At 55.0% G+C, this 16,516-nt stretch carries 14 protein-coding genes; 5 read left to right on the forward strand and 9 right to left on the reverse strand.

Annotated features, from left to right (window positions below):
• Positions 1 to 172: 172 nt before the first annotated feature.
• Entirely contained in the window at positions 173 to 1,747 is a 1,575-nt protein-coding gene (gene lsrK / locus ACQ3G7_RS19525; protein WP_430891386.1) for an autoinducer-2 kinase, read from the reverse strand.
• Between the two features lie 139 nt (positions 1,748 to 1,886).
• Here lsrK and lsrF point away from each other — a divergent pair, with 139 nt between their 5' ends.
• Complete coding sequence (gene lsrF, locus ACQ3G7_RS19530) at positions 1,887 to 2,774, forward strand: 3-hydroxy-5-phosphonooxypentane-2,4-dione thiolase (RefSeq protein WP_263100826.1); 888 nt, start codon at positions 1,887 to 1,889, stop codon at positions 2,772 to 2,774.
• The gene (gene lsrG, locus ACQ3G7_RS19535; RefSeq protein ID WP_061493074.1) at positions 2,771 to 3,064 is read left to right on the forward strand and encodes a (4S)-4-hydroxy-5-phosphonooxypentane-2,3-dione isomerase; all 294 of its coding nucleotides are present in this window, start codon (positions 2,771 to 2,773) and stop codon (positions 3,062 to 3,064) included. The genes lsrF and lsrG overlap by 4 nt, the downstream gene beginning before the upstream one ends.
• Before the next feature lie 36 nt (positions 3,065 to 3,100).
• Here lsrG and ygjG read toward each other — a convergent pair whose 3' ends face one another.
• Positions 3,101 to 4,480, reverse strand: coding sequence for a putrescine aminotransferase (ygjG, locus tag ACQ3G7_RS19540; RefSeq protein WP_430891388.1), 1,380 nt, complete (start codon positions 4,478 to 4,480; stop codon positions 3,101 to 3,103).
• Positions 4,481 to 4,911: 431 nt separating this feature from the next.
• Between ygjG and ACQ3G7_RS19545 the strand changes: the two genes are divergently transcribed.
• Together ACQ3G7_RS19545 and ACQ3G7_RS19550 are read left to right on the forward strand one after the other, a co-directional pair.
• On the forward strand, positions 4,912 to 6,432 hold the full coding sequence (locus ACQ3G7_RS19545) for a methyl-accepting chemotaxis protein (RefSeq protein ID WP_430891390.1): 1,521 nt from the start codon (positions 4,912 to 4,914) through the stop codon (positions 6,430 to 6,432).
• A 445-nt stretch (positions 6,433 to 6,877) separates the two neighbouring features.
• Positions 6,878 to 8,440, forward strand: a complete 1,563-nt coding sequence (locus ACQ3G7_RS19550; protein WP_430891392.1) for a methyl-accepting chemotaxis protein — start codon at positions 6,878 to 6,880, stop codon at positions 8,438 to 8,440.
• On the opposite strand, the gene ACQ3G7_RS19555 is transcribed toward ACQ3G7_RS19550, so the two are convergent.
• The gene (locus ACQ3G7_RS19555) at positions 8,437 to 8,955 is read right to left on the reverse strand and encodes a PadR family transcriptional regulator (protein ID WP_430891395.1); all 519 of its coding nucleotides are present in this window, start codon (positions 8,953 to 8,955) and stop codon (positions 8,437 to 8,439) included. The two genes, ACQ3G7_RS19550 and ACQ3G7_RS19555, sit on opposite strands and share 4 nt — an antisense overlap.
• A gap of 235 nt (positions 8,956 to 9,190) precedes the next feature.
• On the opposite strand from ACQ3G7_RS19555, the gene ACQ3G7_RS19560 reads away from it, so the two are divergent.
• Positions 9,191 to 9,961 (forward strand): siderophore-interacting protein, encoded by a 771-nt coding sequence (locus tag ACQ3G7_RS19560; RefSeq protein ID WP_430891397.1) that lies wholly within the window; start codon positions 9,191 to 9,193, stop codon positions 9,959 to 9,961.
• Between the two features lie 35 nt (positions 9,962 to 9,996).
• On the opposite strand, the gene ACQ3G7_RS19565 is transcribed toward ACQ3G7_RS19560, so the two are convergent.
• The 6 genes from ACQ3G7_RS19565 to ACQ3G7_RS19590 form a co-directional block, all read right to left on the reverse strand.
• On the reverse strand, positions 9,997 to 11,166 hold the full coding sequence (locus ACQ3G7_RS19565; protein WP_430891399.1) for a DNA repair protein: 1,170 nt from the start codon (positions 11,164 to 11,166) through the stop codon (positions 9,997 to 9,999).
• Between the two features lie 268 nt (positions 11,167 to 11,434).
• A complete protein-coding gene (locus ACQ3G7_RS19570; protein ID WP_430891401.1) occupies positions 11,435 to 12,577 on the reverse strand; it encodes a response regulator in 1,143 nt (380 codons plus the stop codon).
• Positions 12,570 to 13,667, reverse strand: a complete 1,098-nt coding sequence (locus ACQ3G7_RS19575) for an HDOD domain-containing protein (RefSeq protein ID WP_430891403.1) — start codon at positions 13,665 to 13,667, stop codon at positions 12,570 to 12,572. The genes ACQ3G7_RS19570 and ACQ3G7_RS19575 overlap by 8 nt, the downstream gene beginning before the upstream one ends.
• Positions 13,658 to 14,767, reverse strand: a complete 1,110-nt coding sequence (locus ACQ3G7_RS19580; protein WP_263099228.1) for a sensor histidine kinase — start codon at positions 14,765 to 14,767, stop codon at positions 13,658 to 13,660. Before ACQ3G7_RS19580 ends, ACQ3G7_RS19575 begins: the two co-directional genes overlap by 10 nt.
• A 5-nt stretch (positions 14,768 to 14,772) precedes the next feature.
• Positions 14,773 to 15,885, reverse strand: coding sequence for an FIST N-terminal domain-containing protein (locus tag ACQ3G7_RS19585; protein ID WP_430891405.1), 1,113 nt, complete (start codon positions 15,883 to 15,885; stop codon positions 14,773 to 14,775).
• A gap of 247 nt (positions 15,886 to 16,132) precedes the next feature.
• Positions 16,133 to 16,462 (reverse strand): putative T6SS immunity periplasmic lipoprotein, encoded by a 330-nt coding sequence (locus tag ACQ3G7_RS19590; protein WP_430891407.1) that lies wholly within the window; start codon positions 16,460 to 16,462, stop codon positions 16,133 to 16,135.
• Positions 16,463 to 16,516: the final 54 nt, after the last annotated feature.

The following is a 16,516-nucleotide window of genomic DNA, read 5'->3' on the forward strand; positions in this document are numbered from 1 at the left end:
GGGGGGAGGGGATGTTATCTTCCCACCTGGAGACAGGTGAGGATGATTTTCTCCCTCTCCCCTTTGTGGAGAGGGCCGGGGTGAGGGGATGTTATCTTCCCACCTGGAGACAGGTGAGGATGATTTTCTCCCTCTCCCCTTTGGGGAGAGGGCCGGGGTGAGGGGGTAAAAATTACGCCCGGGTTGTCAGCCCTGGCGCTGTCCACATGGAAGTCGTCAGCCCGCGCTCTACCAGACCAAGCTGATCGGCATAGATCTTTTGCCACTTCTGCATCATGGTGTCGTAGAGTTCGCGGTGCTGCGGGTCAGGGGTATATTCATGGCTCCACGCTACCAGCCGTTCGCCGGTGGTCGCCAGGTCATCATACAGCCCGGCACCCACGCCTGCGGCAATGGCGCAACCCAGCGCGGTAGCCTCTTTCACCACCGGGACACGTACCGGTAAGCCGGTGACGTCACTTAAAATTTGCCCCCACAGCGCCCCTTTTGCGCCGCCGCCGGCAAACACCAGGTTGTCGAAGCGTACGCCGGAAAAACGCGAGATTTGCGCCAGATTACAGGCGGAAACGATAGCGGCATTCTCTTCCAGCGCGCGAAACAGGGTGGCTTTGTTGCATTTTTCCGGGTCGATCGAGAGGTTAATAAACGACGGCGCAGCGTGGTACCACTGCTTAAAGTGCATGGCATCAGAGAAGATCGGCATCACGCCCCACGAGCCTGCCGGTACCCGGCTGGCCATCTCTTCCAGCAGGGTGTAAGCATCGACGCCCAGCCGTTCAGCGATCAATTTTTCCTCTGCACAGAAGGCATCGCGGAACCAGCGCATGGTCAGGCCGGTGAAGAAGCTGATCGACTCCGCCTGCGCCATGCCGGGAATCACATGCGGATTGACGCGAATATTCATCTCCGGGTCGATACGCACCTGCGGCAAGTTCACCACCTGTTGCCAGAATGTTCCGCCCAGCACGGCGGCCTGCCCGGCATGTACCACGCCAAGCCCGAGGCAACCCAGTTGTACATCACCGCCGCCCATCACTACCGGCGTGCCTTCGCGCAGGCCGCTCTCCTGCGCAGCCTCATACGTTACCTCGCCAAGCAGGCTGCCGGTCTCTTTTACCGGAGAGAGAAAATCCGCGCGCAGTCCGGCGATATCCAGCAGCTCGGGGTGCCAGTCGCGGGTGAACAGATCGAGCAGGCCGGTGGTGCCGGCATTGGAAGGATCCACCGCCAGCCAGCCGGAAAGGCGGGAAGCCAGCCAGTCGCTGATCATCGAAATGGTCGCGGTGTTACGGTAGATATCCGGGCGGTTATGCGCCAGCCAGAGCAGGCGCGGCATGGCGCTGAGCGCCAGTGTCTGACCGGAGACTTCATACACCTCGGCTTCGAAGCGATCGTCGTGGATCTCTTTCAGTTCAGCGACTTCACGACTGGCGCGGGCATCAACGTTGGCGCAGGCCCAGAGCGCGTCACCATTGCGATCGTAGAGCACAATGCCTTCGCGCATGGAGCAGCAGGCGACAGACTGGATATCTTCTCCGCGCAGGCCGGCATTCGCCAGCGCCTGTCGGATGCACTGGCAGGCAAGCTGCCAGTTGGCATGGAGATCGAACTCCATTGAGCCGGGCACGTTTTCGAGGCTCAGGTGTTTCCACTCGGCCTGGCCCACCGCTATCTGCCGCCCGGATAAGTCGAAGATCACCGCACGAATGCTGCCGGTTCCTGCATCTAACGCTAATAGATAACTCATGGGTTTTTCCCCCTCGTGCGGCATCAGAGATAAAACTGTGATCCTCGTACGGTCGTAAATATAGTTCACCGCCTACGCTTTTGAACAATCTTCAATCACAAAATCAATGACTCAATCACAGCTTCTGGCGGGGGAGATGATGGCGGATTTAGATGACATCAAAGACGGTAAAGATTTTGGCCTCGACACACCGCAGCATAACGTCCCTTTTGCGCTGAAAGGGTGTGGGGCGCTGGACTGGGGGATGCAGTCGCGGCTGGCGCGGATATTTAACCCGGCGAGCAATCGCACAGTCATGCTCGCATTTGACCATGGCTATTTCCAGGGGCCGACCACCGGGCTGGAACGCATTGATTTGTCTATTGCGCCGCTGTTCGGTGAAACCGATGTGCTGATGTGTACACGCGGCATTTTGCGCAGCGTGGTGCCGCCCGCCACCAATAAACCGGTGGTCTTGCGCGCGTCGGGTGGCAACTCGATCCTTGCGGAGTTATCCCGTGAGTGTGTGGCGGTGGCCATGGAGGATGCCCTGCGTTTGAATGTCTGCGCTGTCGCCGCGCAGGTCTACATTGGCAGTGAATATGAGCATCAATCGATCAGCAATATCATCACGCTGGTGGATGCGGGCAATCGCTACGGTATCCCGACACTTGCCGTAACGGGCGTTGGCAAAGAGATGACCCGCGATGCCCGCTATTTTGCCCTTGCCAGCCGCATTGCCGCCGAGATGGGCGCTCAGTTTGTGAAGACCTATTTTGTGGAGCAGGGATTTGAGAAAGTCACCGCGAGCTGCCCGGTGCCGATTGTCATCGCCGGGGGGAAAAAGCTGCCGGAGCAGCAGGCGCTGGAGATGTGTTTCCGCGCCATTGACCAGGGCGCATCCGGCGTGGACATGGGGAGAAATATCTTCCAGTCCAGCGCGCCGCTGGCGATGCTGAAAGCGGTGAAAAAAGTGGTGCATGAAAATATGCGCGCCCACGAGGCGTACCAGTTCTGGCTGGACGAAAAACAAGGAGAGCAACCATGAATGTAACGCTGGTGGAGATCAACATTAAACCCGATCGGGTGGAGGAGTTTTTGCAGGTGTTTCGCGCTAACCATGAAGGCGCCATCCGTGAGCCGGGAAATCTGCGTTTCGATGTGTTGCAGGATCCAAAAGTGAAAACCCGCTTTTTTATTTATGAGGCTTATCAGGATGATGCCGCCGTGCTTGCCCATAAGAAGACACCGCACTATCTGGCCTGTGTGGAAAAACTGGAGGAGCTGATGTCTGAGCCGCGTAAAAAACGCAGCTTTATTGGCGTGATGCCAGCCTGACGGCATTCCCCCTCCCCATCGGGAGAGGGGGAACGATTACGCCTGTTCGACGGTGACCCGCAGTGCTTCCAGCGCGTTACCCGCGGCTTTCAGCACCTGCTCACACTGTTCCATTGTCAGCGTCAGCGGCGGTTCTATGCGAATGGTTTTCGCGTTATTGAGCGTCCCGGCAACCAGTACCCGCTGGCGGAACATCTCACTGGCAAAGTTGTAGCCCGTTTCGTTATCCACAAACTCGATCGCCATCAGCATCCCGCGACCGCGCGCATCCTGCACCAGATCGGGATACTTGCGTCCCAGCGCCCTGAAGCCATCCAGCAGGATGTCGCCCTTCTGTTCAGCCTGCGCAGGCAGGTTCTCTTCCAGCAGCACATTGATGGTTGCCAGCGCAGCCGCACAGGCCAGCGGGTTACCGCCAAAGGTGGTGGTATGCAGGAAGGGGTTATCAAACAGAACGGAGAATACCTCCTGCGTGGCGATGGTCGCGCCAATCGGCATCACACCGCCGCCCAGCGCTTTGGCGAGGCACAGAATGTCCGGCTGCACATTTTCATGCTCGCAGGCGAACATTTTGCCGGTACGTCCCATCCCGGTTTGCACTTCGTCGAAGATCAGCAGTGCGCCAAATTCGTCGCACAGCTTACGCACAGCAGGCAGATAGCCTTGTGGCGGCAGAATGACCCCACCTTCGCCCTGAATGGGTTCCAGGATCACGGCGGCAACGTCGTCGCCTGTTTTATGGCATTCACTCAGCAGCGTGCGCATGGCCTCGATATCGCCAAAGGGGACATGACGGAAGCCCGGCAGCAGCGGCATAAAGGGTTTGCGGAAGGTTGATTTCGCCGTCGCAGAGAGCGCCCCTAACGACTTGCCGTGGAACGCACCGCTGGTGGCGACAAAGGTGAATTTGCCGCGCGGTGACTGGTACGCTTTGGCAAGTTTTAGCGCCGCTTCGACGGACTCCGTCCCGCTGTTGCTAAAGAAGCTGTATTTCAGTTTGCCAGGGGCGAGCGCCGCCAGCGTTTTTGCCAGCATCGCCCGTAGTGGGTCGAGAAGCTCCTGGCTGTGCAGAGGTTGTTTGGCGAGTTGATTCTGTACGGCGGAAACCACAACTGGATTACGGTGCCCCACATTGAATATTCCAAAACCACCCAGGCAATCTAAATACTCCTGTCCCTGGGTGTCGACAAGCGTATTCAAACTGCTCGCTTGCCATTCTACGGCTCCGTAATCCCCGCCGGCGGTAACAGATTTTCGATACTCTAAAAACCCCGGATTAACATGCTCTTTAAAGTAGTCCACCACCTCTCGGTTTAATGCTTTCATCTCCTCATGATCAAGCGTTCGCTTCTCAATGAGATTTAATGCGTGAGCGCTGCACGCTAAAGCCGATGCGCTGGAAGGTAACCTGTTCAAAATGTGCTCCAGGGGCTCGCGTATCACATGATACCGATTTAAGTATTGCAGGGATTACGCCACTTCGGCTCGGGTTACAAAAATCGGGATAAACACCAGGGCAAGACAGGAGTGTGCAAGATTTAATCGTCCCGTTTCGCTGAAATAACGCTATTAACATGATTAAAATTTGAACGATAGTGAGGGGATTATGCGGATTGTGCGCTATGGTGGTGCAAAAAATGCCCGCTAATGGGGCATGACAGTTGAGTATTATTACGTGATTTCATACTGAAATTATTAAAATCAGCGGCTTACAGGGCATACAAAAAATACGGTTTTAGTGCGAATTGCGATCTAAATCAAATTTAACAACTAAAGATAAATTCATTATCGCCGAAATAACATTCGCAATAATTTTAACAGTCACATAACCTGCCAAGGATGCCACCATGCCTTCTCCGCTTTATGTCAGCCAACGGGCGTTTCCGCTGGATGACGACATCACCCTTATGTCGACAACCGACGTGCACAGCTACATTACCCACGCGAATGACGCGTTTGTTCAGGCCAGTGGATACCCTCTGGAAGCGTTACAGGGGCAGCCACACAACCTGGTTCGTCACCCGGATATGCCCAAAGCCGCGTTTGCCGATATGTGGTACACGCTCAAGCAGGGTGAACCCTGGAGCGGCATCGTTAAAAACCGGCGTAAAAATGGCGACCATTATTGGGTGCGCGCCAACGCGATCCCGATGGTGCGCGACGGGCAACTTACCGGGTACATGTCGATTCGCACCCGGGCGACGGACGACGAGATTGCCGCCGTTGAACCGCTGTACAACGCATTAAATGAAGGACGCTGTAATAAGCGGCTCCATAAGGGGCTGGTGGTGAGCAAAAGGTGGTGGGGAAGCCTGCGCGCCATGCCGCTCCGTTGGCGCGCCCGCAGCGTGATGGTGTGCGCCTGGGCTGCGCAACTGATGGGGTTGTGGCTGGCCGATAGCAGTGCGCTGGCGTTGATAGTCAGTACACTGGCGATGCTGGCGGGCGGGCTGGCATTTGAGTGGCAAATCGTTCGCCCGGCGGAAAACGTTGCTCGCCAGGCGCTGAGCGTGGCGACCGGGGAGCGTAACAGCGTACAACCGCTCAACCGTAGCGATGAACTGGGGCTTGCGTTACGTGCGGTCGGGCAACTGGGGCTAATGTGCCGTTGGTTGATCCATGATGTCTCCAGCCAGGTCAACAGCGTGCGCAAAGGCAGTGAAACGCTGGCCAAAGGCAACGATGATTTAAATGCGCGTACCCGCGCGACGGTCGACAATGTACAGCAAACCGTGGCGACCATGAGCCAGATGGCGGCATCGGTGCAGACCAGTTCGCAAACCGCGTCGGCGGCAGATCAGCTCTCCAGTTCCGCCAGCAGTGCGGCGTCGCACGGCGGAAAAGTGATGGAGACGGTGGTGAAAACCATGGATGAGATAGCCAACAGTACTCAGCGTATTGGTTCAATCACTGCGCTGATTAATGACATCGCTTTCCAGACCAATATCCTGGCGTTGAACGCGGCGGTCGAGGCTGCACGCGCCGGGGAGCAGGGCAAAGGGTTTGCTGTTGTCGCCGGAGAGGTTCGTCACCTGGCCAGCCGCAGTGCTAATGCAGCCAATGATATTCGCAAGCTTATCGACGCCAGCGCCAGCAAAGTCCAGTCTGGTTACGATCAGGTACATGCCGCAGGCCAGAGCATGGACGATATTGTGAGCCAGGTGCAGAACGTGACGGCACTGATCGGGCAAATCAGCCAGTCGGCATCCGAGCAGGCGGCGGGGCTTTCCGAACTGACGCGTGCGGTCTCCGAACTGGATGCCATTACCCAACAGAACGCCGGGTTAGTTGAAGAGAGTGCGACAGTGTCGGCGATGGTGCAGCATCGCGCCGGGCGTTTACAGGATGCCGTTTCCGTATTGCATTAACGCCTGTAAACGAATTAAAAACCGCCAGGCGATATTCTGGCGGTTTTTTTATCTATAACCATAGCAAAAGTAAGTTTTATTATGTAATGGCCTTATTCGTTCTTTGTTAAATTATTATTAAATATGATTTGAATTGTGAAGCATTAATAAACTTCAGAGGCTGTAATTTAATTATTAATTAAACTTGGTTAAGTTGTAGTAAATACATTGCTCAGATCAATCTTCCCGTACATATAACGATCGATACAGGGGTATTAATCGCCTGTAACTATCAGTTTATACAATAAGTAATTAAAAAAACGATCAAACTCATAAAGTTAGCGTTTCGGTTACCGATAACGTTAGGTGGTTGCTCTCTTTTTATACGCACCAGGGACTTAAGTTCGCCTTTTCGATTAGGGGCGTGCGATTTACTCAGCAAAATAATCAATCCCATGGAGAATATATGTTTTTACATGACGTAAAAATCGGCACGAAATTATTTCTGGCATTCGGCTTTTTTATTGTGTTGATGGTAGTAAGTTCCTGCCTTTCACTACTCAGCCTGAATCGTGCAAATAATGGCATGCAAGAGATCGTTCATAATGACTATCCCACCACTGTCAAAGCGAACGATTTGATCGATAATTTCAACGCCTTCGTCAACACCCAGCAAATGATGTTGCTCGACAATGATGGCCGATGGACGACGGAAACGCAGAAACAGCTCGCCGACATCAGCAGTCACATTACCACCCTCCTTGAAGACCTGTCGAAAAACCTGCCGGACCGCGAATCACAAAAAGCCCTTACGGATATCCGCACCGTACGTCAGCAGTATCTCGATTCCCGCTTCCGTATACTTGATGCCGTGAAGAAAAACGACCGCGCGGCGGCGATTGAAGAGATGATGACCAATACGGTCAGAATTCAAAACGCCTATAAAGAGAAAGTGATGGCGTTGATTGCCATACAGGACAAGCAGATCCGCGCGGCGGGCGCTCAGGTACAGAATGACTTCAGCGCCAACCGCTTAATGCTGATCCTGCTCGCGGTATTTAGCATCGGTATGGGAAGCCTGATGGGCTGGTATATCGTGCGTATGATCACCCGTCCGCTGGGCGAGGCGGTAGGGTTTGCCGAAGCGATTGCCGATGGGGATTTAACCCGCACCATTGACGCTCGCCATCGCGACGAAACCGGCATTCTGCTGCGTGCATTGATGGAAATGAAAAACCGCCTGGTTGAGATTGTCCATCAGGTGCAAAACGGCTCTGAAAGCATTTCCAGCGCAGCCGCGCAGATCGTGGCGGGTAACCAGGACCTGGCGGCAAGAACCGAAGAGCAGGCCAGCTCCGTTGAGCAAACGGCCGCCTCGATGGAACAGATCACGGCAACGGTGAAAAACACCGCCGATCATACTTCCGAAGCGTCGCAGCTCTCTGCGGGTGCGGCAACGGTAGTGAAAAACAATGGCGAGATGATGAAGCAGGTGACGGAAAAGATGCGCGTCATTAACGACACGTCTAACCGCATGTCCGACATTATCAACCTGATCGATTCCATTGCGTTCCAGACCAATATCCTGGCGCTTAACGCGGCGGTAGAAGCGGCGCGGGCGGGTGAGCATGGTCGCGGCTTTGCGGTGGTGGCGGGCGAAGTCCGTCAACTGGCGCAGAAAAGCGCGTCATCGGCGAACGAGATCCGTCATCTGATCGAAAGTTCAGCCAGCCAGACCCGCGAGGGGATGTCGCTGGTGGAAAAAGCCAGTGCATTGATCAACGGCATGGTGACGAACGTTGAAGAGATGGATGTGATCCTGCGCGAGATTGGCCAGGCGAGCCGGGAGCAAACCGACGGCATTTCGCAGATCAACAGCGCTATCGGGCTGATTGACTCCACCACCCAGCAGAACTCCAGCCTGGTGGAAGAGTCCGTTGCGGCAGCGGCGGCACTGAACGAACAGGCACTGCACCTGCATGAGCTGGTACAGGTGTTCCGTCTGCGCGATATGCCCGCGTCGGCTTAATCCAGTTGCGAAATATCCAGCGCTGCGCGGTCGATAATGCCAATGATCTGCTTTAGCTGCGTGGCGCTGATTTCCCCCTGATTGACACGTAAATCCAGTACCGCTTTGAAATTCTCCAGCGCGCGTTTCATCTGTGGGTTTCGGCGTAACTGGTAGCCCACATTACGGGCTTTAATGCGCTCCTGAATCTGCGCCAGTTGTGACTGATTTTCTTCCAGCCAGCGCAGCCCCTCTGCGGTAATGGCTATTTTCCGACGCCCGCTCTCTTCATCACTGATGACGATCAGTTGCTGATCCTGCAAAAAATCCAGCGTTGGATAGATAACGCCTGGGCTTGGCGTATAGTTGCCCTGCGTCAGGGTTTCAATCTCTTTAATCAACTCATAACCGTGGCTGGCGTTGTGCGTCAGCAGGTGCAGAATAACCAGCCGTAATTCGCCATGACCAAAAAAGCGCTGGCGACGCCCGCCGCCGTGGTGATGCCCGTCGTCACCGCTACCGTGATGATGCCGCATACTCTTCTCCTGTAATTTGATATATCTAATTTATATCTAAAATTACTTTTCAGACAATGTATAAAACAGGTATTTTTATAATATATTGATAAATAAAATAATAATTTATCTCTTTAACGAACTGTGCGCTTTGTTTTGTCTATATCATAAAAGCGCTTGCCTTCTTTCTAATCAACAATCATTATCATTTGCACAACATTTAGATATATCGTATTCAACGCTACGAAGGCCGATTATGACTACTAACCCACAACGCTACCCGCAGCGCGTACGCAATGAGCTGCGCTTTCGTGAATTAACCGTTCTGCGCGTAGAGCGCCCGGGCGTCGGCTTCCAGCGTGTTGTGCTGGGCGGCGAGCAACTGGAGGGGTTTTCCTCCCGCGGATTTGACGATCACACCAAAGTTTTTTTCCCGCAGCCGGGCACATCGTTTGTGCCACCTGTTGTGACGGATGAAGGCATTGTCTGGGGCGACGGGCCGCGTCCGGCTACCCGCGACTATACGCCGCTGTATGATGCCGAACGCCACGAGCTGCTGCTGGATTTCTATATCCATGATGGCGGAGTGGCAAGTCAGTGGGCGCTGAATGCGCAGGTCGGCGATAAGCTGACCATTGGCGGGCCGCGCGGTTCGCTGGTGGTGCCGGAAGATTATGCCTGGCAGCTCTATGTGTGCGATGAGTCCGGTATGCCGGCTCTGCGCCGCCGCCTGGAAGGGATAAGCCAGCTTGCTGTGCGCCCGAACGTCATGGCGGTGGTCACTATTCATGATGTGGCGTATCAGGATTACCTGGCGCATCTGAGCGGTTTTGATATCCAGTGGGTGATTGGCCATAACCCGCAGGCGATTGCTGACAAACTGGCGGCCTTGACGGTACCGGCGGAGGACTACTTTATCTGGCTGACCGGGGAGGGTGAGGTGGTGAAATCGCTGATGAGCCGCTTTGAGGGTAACGGTATTGATCAGCAATTGGTGCGTGCACAGGCGTACTGGCACAAGAAGTAGCGAGCAGGCCCGGTGGGTGACCGGGCTTACTGCCTTCAGGCGACTTCGTCGTACTCCGCTTCGCTGACTTGCTGCTCCAGCGTCTGACGCAGTTCCGCCAGTGCTTTTTCCTGCTGGCGGAAGTAGGTTTCCTGATCGCCGAGCGTTGACACCAGCTGCCAGGTTTCCTCTTTTTCCAACGCCGCGAGTTCCTCAATCAGCGTTGCGATATGTTGTTTCACCTCGACGACGCGCTGACGCAAACGTTGCAGATCGTTTAAACGATCGCTGGCCATCAGTGGGTCAAAGCCTTGTTGCAGGCGGGTCAGTAAAGAGCGAATGGCGCTCAGATCGCCACGCTCACGCGCCTGGTTCAGCTGCACCATCATGCCGTGGGCCTCGTTTTTCAGCTCATTATCCACCAGATCCGGGTGGCAGAGTTTACTTGCCTGGCGCCACAGCCGTTTCAGTTCAGTGCGCTCGTCTTCCGTCATTTTTTGTTCAAAACTGAAGCGCTTCTCGGCGTCGTGCTGCTGTTCCTGATGGTTTTCGTACTCCTGGCGCGCCTCGTCACGGGCATGGCGGGTCGGTTCGTCTTCACGCGTGAGGCCGCTTTCCAGCTCCAGCGCTTCGGCAAGCAAAGAGGCGATCAGGTCGTTTTGCTGCTGTAAATGTTTACGCGCTTCAGCGGCTTGTATGGAGTGGGGCGGCATGCTTTCCCAGCGCTGGGTCAGCATGACCAGAACATTGACCGCCTGCGACAGGTATTTCTGGCAACGCTGATAATCCGCTTCACGACGGCGCGCTTCGGCTTCCTGACGGCGGACGGCGGCTTCGGCGAGGATTTTGCGCAAGTTCAGGATCTGCGACATCAGTGGCCCAAGGCGAGTCATGTACAGGTCGTTGAAGTCATCCAGCAACTGGATGCGGGCATTACGTTTATCAATCAGCTCCCGCAATTGTTCTTCCAGCGCTTTCAACTCGAGTTTGCTGGCGGACACCTGCGGGTCTGACCAGGCGATCACCGAGCGCTGATTTTGCAGCCACTCCGTGATAGCGCGCATCGCATCACTGTAGTTTTTCGCTTCAAGCGCCTGGACAATGAAGGCTAATTCCGGGTCCGTGACTTCAGCTTTGAGTGAAGGAAGCTGACTATGGATGATCCCGTCATCCTCCAGTTCAATGGCGTATTTGATGATTTCAAGCCGTTTTATAGGTTTGTTCATGGCGTTTCGTCAAAGCGCGTAATGAGTCTGTTAATGGGAGTTGTTCATCAGATCTGGACCACGACGATGAAACTCGCAATAGCCCGGCACCATATTACATGCGACCCCTTTCAATGCGTAGTCTTTCTGTGAAAATTGCGTTTACGGTGTCTATTCCATGCGAAATGCGTAAAAAGTTGCGTTATGGCGGGGCAGATGATTACCGCGCAGCGGAACGTTTTCCGCTGCCAGTAAGACCGCGCCCTTATCTGCCGAACGCGGCATAACATTAACCAGGCGTTGAGCTGTCCGGCAACCCGCGTACCCGAATCGGCTCTTTAATGGCTTCTGCGCTAAGCAGTCGCTGAAGGGCAGAGATAGCGGTGTCGGTGAGTTCATGCCCTTTTGTCAGCACCATCAAACCATTCGTGGTGCGGATATCTTCATCCACCACCCAGCCGGGCATCAGTTCGCGAATGCGTGCAGAGCGTACGCCGGTGACATTGGTACGGAAATCCGAGAGGGATTTAATGATGTAGTCCGGCAATGCCGGGCTTACGGCGCGCAGGATCTCCCACGGGCGCTCCAGGCTCCATCCGCGTGCGGCATGGCGTTCCAGCTCAAGGGCCGCGCGCAGCAAATGCGAACCGCGCAACACTTCGAGGGGCACATTGGGCGCGGGTTCTTTCGCCTGATGACGAATGATTTCGGCCACCAGTTCAAGACGCGGGATATTTGCAACCAGGCGGGCGGCAACTTCCGGATGCCCCACCAACAGTTTTCTCTCTTCTTCCGAGATTTTGCGCTGGGCCGCATCGGCCTGCACGATGTCGGCGGGAATGCCGACACAACCGATTTGGCTTAATGAGGCGGCGATGGTGTAGATCCACTCATCGTGCCACTCCAGTTTTGGCAATGCGTGACGGACGCAGGATTGGGCGAAGGCTGCGCGCTGGAACGCCCAGGGCGCCACCATGGCGAGCACTTCCGTTAGCGTTTTCACCGAGGCGGTGAGGGTGGTGGCCAGCAACTCTTTTTCTGCGCAGACGAGACGATACTGGCGGACAGCGTCGTTGAGTGCCGCAATCAGCTCCTCTTTCGGGCAGGGCTTACAAAGGTAGCGGAAAATGGCTCCTTTATTGATGGCCGCAATGGATGAGGTGACATCGGCTTGCCCGGTGAGCAGGAGCCGCACGCTATCGGGAGAGAGCTCCCGCGCTTTGGCCAGAAATGTTGCGCCGTCCATGTTGGGCATGCGCATGTCTGACATGATCACGGCAAAACGTTCTCCCCAGCGAATCGCATCCAGGCCCGCTTCCCCACTCGGCGCGACGACCACGTCAAATTCGCCAAACAGATTTCGTTCCATCGCTGCGAGTACATTGGGTTCATCGTCGACGCACAGCACCCGGGGTAAGGCGGTATCAGTCATGAGGCGTGTCCTGTAGGGTGGTAAGCATTTGCTGCCATAAAGGTAGCTGGTTCAGCATGCCTGTCTGTTCGAGATAATCCCGATCCGGCAGGGTGTTATTGGCAAGTGCGACCGCAACGTGCACGATACCGATCGCGTCAAAAACGCCGTTCGCGGAACGGGAAGGTTGAGCGTGGCCCGCCACGATCTCCACAATGTCCATGGGTAAGCCCCATAGCGCCAGCAGGTAAGCGCCCACAGCGGATCGCATGGGAGTGTTATCGCGCGTGAGCGTTGTTTCGCCGCCGTCCTCTCGCATTTCCGGGATCAGCAATGCAATGTTGGCCAGCAGCGCCGCGGTGGGTTCCAGCCCCTGATGCCCGGCGATCCGCTCGGCCAGTTTGGAGGCGAGAAGGGCGCTGTGTTGCAGCTGTTCAACGTAGGGATCGACTTTCGCATCGGCAAAAAACTGGGAGGCCAGCACCAGCAGTTTTACCTGTTCCAGTCCCAGATGGGTAATGGCGCTGCCAATATCATGAATTTTCCCTCCCCGACTGAACCACGCGGAATTGGCAAGCTGCATGATTTTGGCGCTCAGCGCAGGATCGCTGGCCAGACGTTCCGCGATCTGCCGGGTATCGCTGGCGGGGCTGGCAATCAGTTGGCAGACTTCGGTGAATACTTTTGGCGAGGCGGGTAGCTGATTAATCCGTCCAACCATCCCAAGGACAGCGGGATCTTTAAACATATCGCGTAACGTCAGGGCGCTGCCGATCATCGTGAGCAACGTTGCGCTGTCGCAGGGTTTTGCCACAAACCGGTGAGCGACTTCCAGCATACGCCGGGTGGCGTCTGGTTCGGAGTAGCCGGAGAGGATCATGCGTATTGTGCCAGGCCAGCGATCGCGCACCTGAGCCAGTAACTCTGCGCCGTCCATAAAAGGCATGCGCATATCGGACACCACCACGTCCGCCGGGGTCTCTTCCAGCATCGCCAGCGCTTCAGGGCCGCTGGTGGCGAAGCGACACTCCCAGTCGGCATCGTGCATCATGATGGCCCGCTCAATACCCGACAGCACCCTGCTTTCGTCATCCACGAACATCACTTGCATGCCGGATCATCCTCCTTGTTGCTGCGTAGCGGAAACAGCAGGATAAACGTTGAGCCGACGCCCTCTTGCGACTCACAGCGGATCTGTCCGTCGTGCTTGTCCACCACCGTTGAGTAGACAATCGCCAGCCCTTGTCCTGTCCCTTTTCCCACGGCTTTAGTGGTAAAAAAGGGATCGAAAATGCGGTCACGGATTGCCGCCGGGACACCGCTGCCATCGTCGTTGACGCGGATTTCCAGATAGTCACCGTTCTGTTGCGCAGAAATAGTGATGCGGCCTTTCTCTTTAACGCCTTCCTTCAGCGTGTCCGCAATAGCGTGCGCGGCGTTGACCACCAGGTTGAGAATAGCCTGGCCAACCATATCGCGCAGGCAGGGAAGCTGTGGTAAATCGTCGCTGAAATGGGTTTCAAGATCGGCAACGTACTTCCATTCGTTGCGGGCCACGGTCACCGTGGTATTGATGACTTCGCGTATATCCACCCGTTCCTTCACATTTTGCGACGGGTGTGAGAACTCTTTCATGGCGGCGACGATCCTGGCGATATGGCCGAGGCCTTCGAGTGATTCGTCCAGCGCGCCTGGGATCTGGCGGCGCAAAAAGTCTAACTTTGTGCGCTTGAGCGTCGCGTCAAATTCCGCCATCGCGGGCTCATCGGCCAGTTTCCCGCGCGCGACCTCGGCCAGCGCAAGAGCCGCATCAAGCAGCGTTAACAGCGTAGCATTCGCACTTTTAACAAAGCCGACATTGTCGGAGACATACTGGGTCGGCGTGTTGATTTCATGGGCGATACCGGCGGCAAGCTGGCCGATGGACTCCATTTTTTGCGCCTGAAGCAACTGCGTTTGGGTAATGCGTAACTCAGCCAGCGCCTTTTCCAGTTCGTGTCGCTCGCTTTCCAGCTCCATTGTCTTACGGGCGACCACTTTTTCCAGCCCCACATTCTGCTCCAGAATGGCGAACGGCGTGGCGTGGCTGTGTCGGGCTTCTTGTGCGATGCGGCGTTTCAGGACGTCGATGGTCTTATCCCGGGCGATGAGCTTGCGCTCATAATCCGCGAGGGAAAGGCCGGTCTGGGAGGCTTCGGGAAAGGCGGACATAATGGTTAACCTCCAATGGCAACACCTGTAAATGTCTGGTTTACGTGCAGGCCGTTATATTGCTCGCCGTAGGTTGAGAACCCTACCACCTTGTTCTGCACCATAATTTCGCCGATCTGTTGCTCAAGACCCTCTTTTTCGAACTGGAGACGGCGCAGGATGCAATCACAGCCGATGATGACCGCGGGTTCCGGGATGATTTCACGCACTTTGTCAAAGGCCTGGCTAAAGGTCTGGATCGGATCCTCGGCGATGCCGATCGATACGATCAGTCCTTCTTCAATGGCGCAATAGCAGGTAAGCGAGAGATCGTCGTTCATTTTCTGAATCGATCGAACGTAAGGCTCGTCGCCGAAAGAGAGCACCAGCGGGTTGCGGGAGAAGACCGTTGGCGTTAATTCATCGACAGTAAGACCAAGAGATTCGGCATAAATCTGCGCGGCAGGCTCGCCATTAATTTCAAAGATGAGCCGTTTCTCGGCGTCAGCCTCGGTGATAATCAGTTCCACGTCGCTGGGTTCGAAATGCTGGATCTTAAAGGTGGCGACCGGAGAGCTGGTTTCGATAACGGCAAAAACGGCGGCATCGGAAACGAAGTGTCCGTTACCATCGTAGACGTAGCTTTTTTCGAAACGTAAATCGTCGCCTGCGGACCCCCCGACGATAGGAACATTGCCTATCTGCTGATACAGGTTCGCGACAAGGCGCTCTTCGGCCATTGAAAGACCATCGACCAGCAGCAGGCCGAAACGGTGCAGGTTGGGTCTCTCCTGGCTGTCGCGATGAATGGTTTCGGCGATGTCGGTGATGACGGCAGTGTATTCAACCAGCGGGTGGATCATAAAAGTGCGGGCGCGAAAACCACCGCCCAATCCAAGCCCCAGCAGCCCGGAGTGCTGGAAACCTTCTGTGCCAATGTGACCTGAGGAAGTACAACCGATGCAGGGGCAGGAGAAGGTGCTTTTTAATGCCCGGCCTAGTGCTTCCAGATCATAATCCGGAGAGCAGAAGAAAATAATGGTTTCGATTTCGTCATGACCGATCTGTTCAGCAAACTCGGCCACTGCCTGAACCGGATCCGGAGACTCGCTACTTGCATATCTGGGCTGGAAATTCACGTCATCATCTCCCCATTGTGAACAGCTACCTTCGCGTCTGTGCTCGCCTGGTCCAATAATTCGTCAACTGTCCCGATGATGGAAGATTAGGAGCTGGACCCGTAAATAGCAAATCCGCAGGGCTATAATTTGACTGGATTTTTTACTTATATTTTTCTTCTATAACGCGGGGAGTTTATTGTCCTTATGGCAAGGTTGGGCAACGATAGGGAGAGGGGAAATGGCGGAGATTTATGATGCGCCGAAATCACTTCGGCGCGAGATCATTGAGTTTAAAATTTCTTGACCAAAGCCGCCTGGTTGCAACTTTGTCTGCTGGCTGTGCAGTAATGACGGTAACACTGTATTCTTCGTCTCTCTTGAAACGGTAGTTGACAGGAATACACTCACCCGCCTGTAGGGTATATGAAGGCGTGTTAAAGTTGTCTTGTTTCCAGACTTCCTGCATCTGACCTTTTGCATCTCTTACTGACAACGACAGAATAAGTAGTTTCGCATGGCCACTTTTAACGGTGGCGTCATTACTAACTGCAGGTATGAATTTATACTTGAAAAGTGAGCTTTCCCATATTGCCACACTAATCGTTATCCTGAATTACCTCAGGAGGCGATAAACCGAGGGATGGACAGT

The organism is Kosakonia sp. N21, from assembly GCF_050587465.1.
Taxonomy (GTDB): Bacteria; Pseudomonadota; Gammaproteobacteria; order Enterobacterales; family Enterobacteriaceae.

What these genes read in the sequence shown, in the direction of transcription:
- lsrK (WP_430891386.1), bottom strand. Translation starts at nt 1,747, where the DNA reads ATGAGTTATCTATTAGCGTTAGATGCAGGAACCGGCAGCATTCGTGCG.
- lsrF (WP_263100826.1), top strand. Translation starts at nt 1,887, where the DNA reads ATGGCGGATTTAGATGACATCAAAGACGGTAAAGATTTTGGCCTCGAC.
- lsrG (WP_061493074.1), top strand. Translation starts at nt 2,771, where the DNA reads ATGAATGTAACGCTGGTGGAGATCAACATTAAACCCGATCGGGTGGAG.
- ACQ3G7_RS19545 (WP_430891390.1), top strand. Translation starts at nt 4,912, where the DNA reads ATGCCTTCTCCGCTTTATGTCAGCCAACGGGCGTTTCCGCTGGATGAC.
- ACQ3G7_RS19550 (WP_430891392.1), top strand. Translation starts at nt 6,878, where the DNA reads ATGTTTTTACATGACGTAAAAATCGGCACGAAATTATTTCTGGCATTC.
- ACQ3G7_RS19555 (WP_430891395.1), bottom strand. Translation starts at nt 8,955, where the DNA reads ATGCGGCATCATCACGGTAGCGGTGACGACGGGCATCACCACGGCGGC.
- ACQ3G7_RS19560 (WP_430891397.1), top strand. Translation starts at nt 9,191, where the DNA reads ATGACTACTAACCCACAACGCTACCCGCAGCGCGTACGCAATGAGCTG.
- ACQ3G7_RS19565 (WP_430891399.1), bottom strand. Translation starts at nt 11,166, where the DNA reads ATGAACAAACCTATAAAACGGCTTGAAATCATCAAATACGCCATTGAA.
- ACQ3G7_RS19570 (WP_430891401.1), bottom strand. Translation starts at nt 12,577, where the DNA reads ATGACTGATACCGCCTTACCCCGGGTGCTGTGCGTCGACGATGAACCC.
- ACQ3G7_RS19575 (WP_430891403.1), bottom strand. Translation starts at nt 13,667, where the DNA reads ATGCAAGTGATGTTCGTGGATGACGAAAGCAGGGTGCTGTCGGGTATT.
- ACQ3G7_RS19580 (WP_263099228.1), bottom strand. Translation starts at nt 14,767, where the DNA reads ATGTCCGCCTTTCCCGAAGCCTCCCAGACCGGCCTTTCCCTCGCGGAT.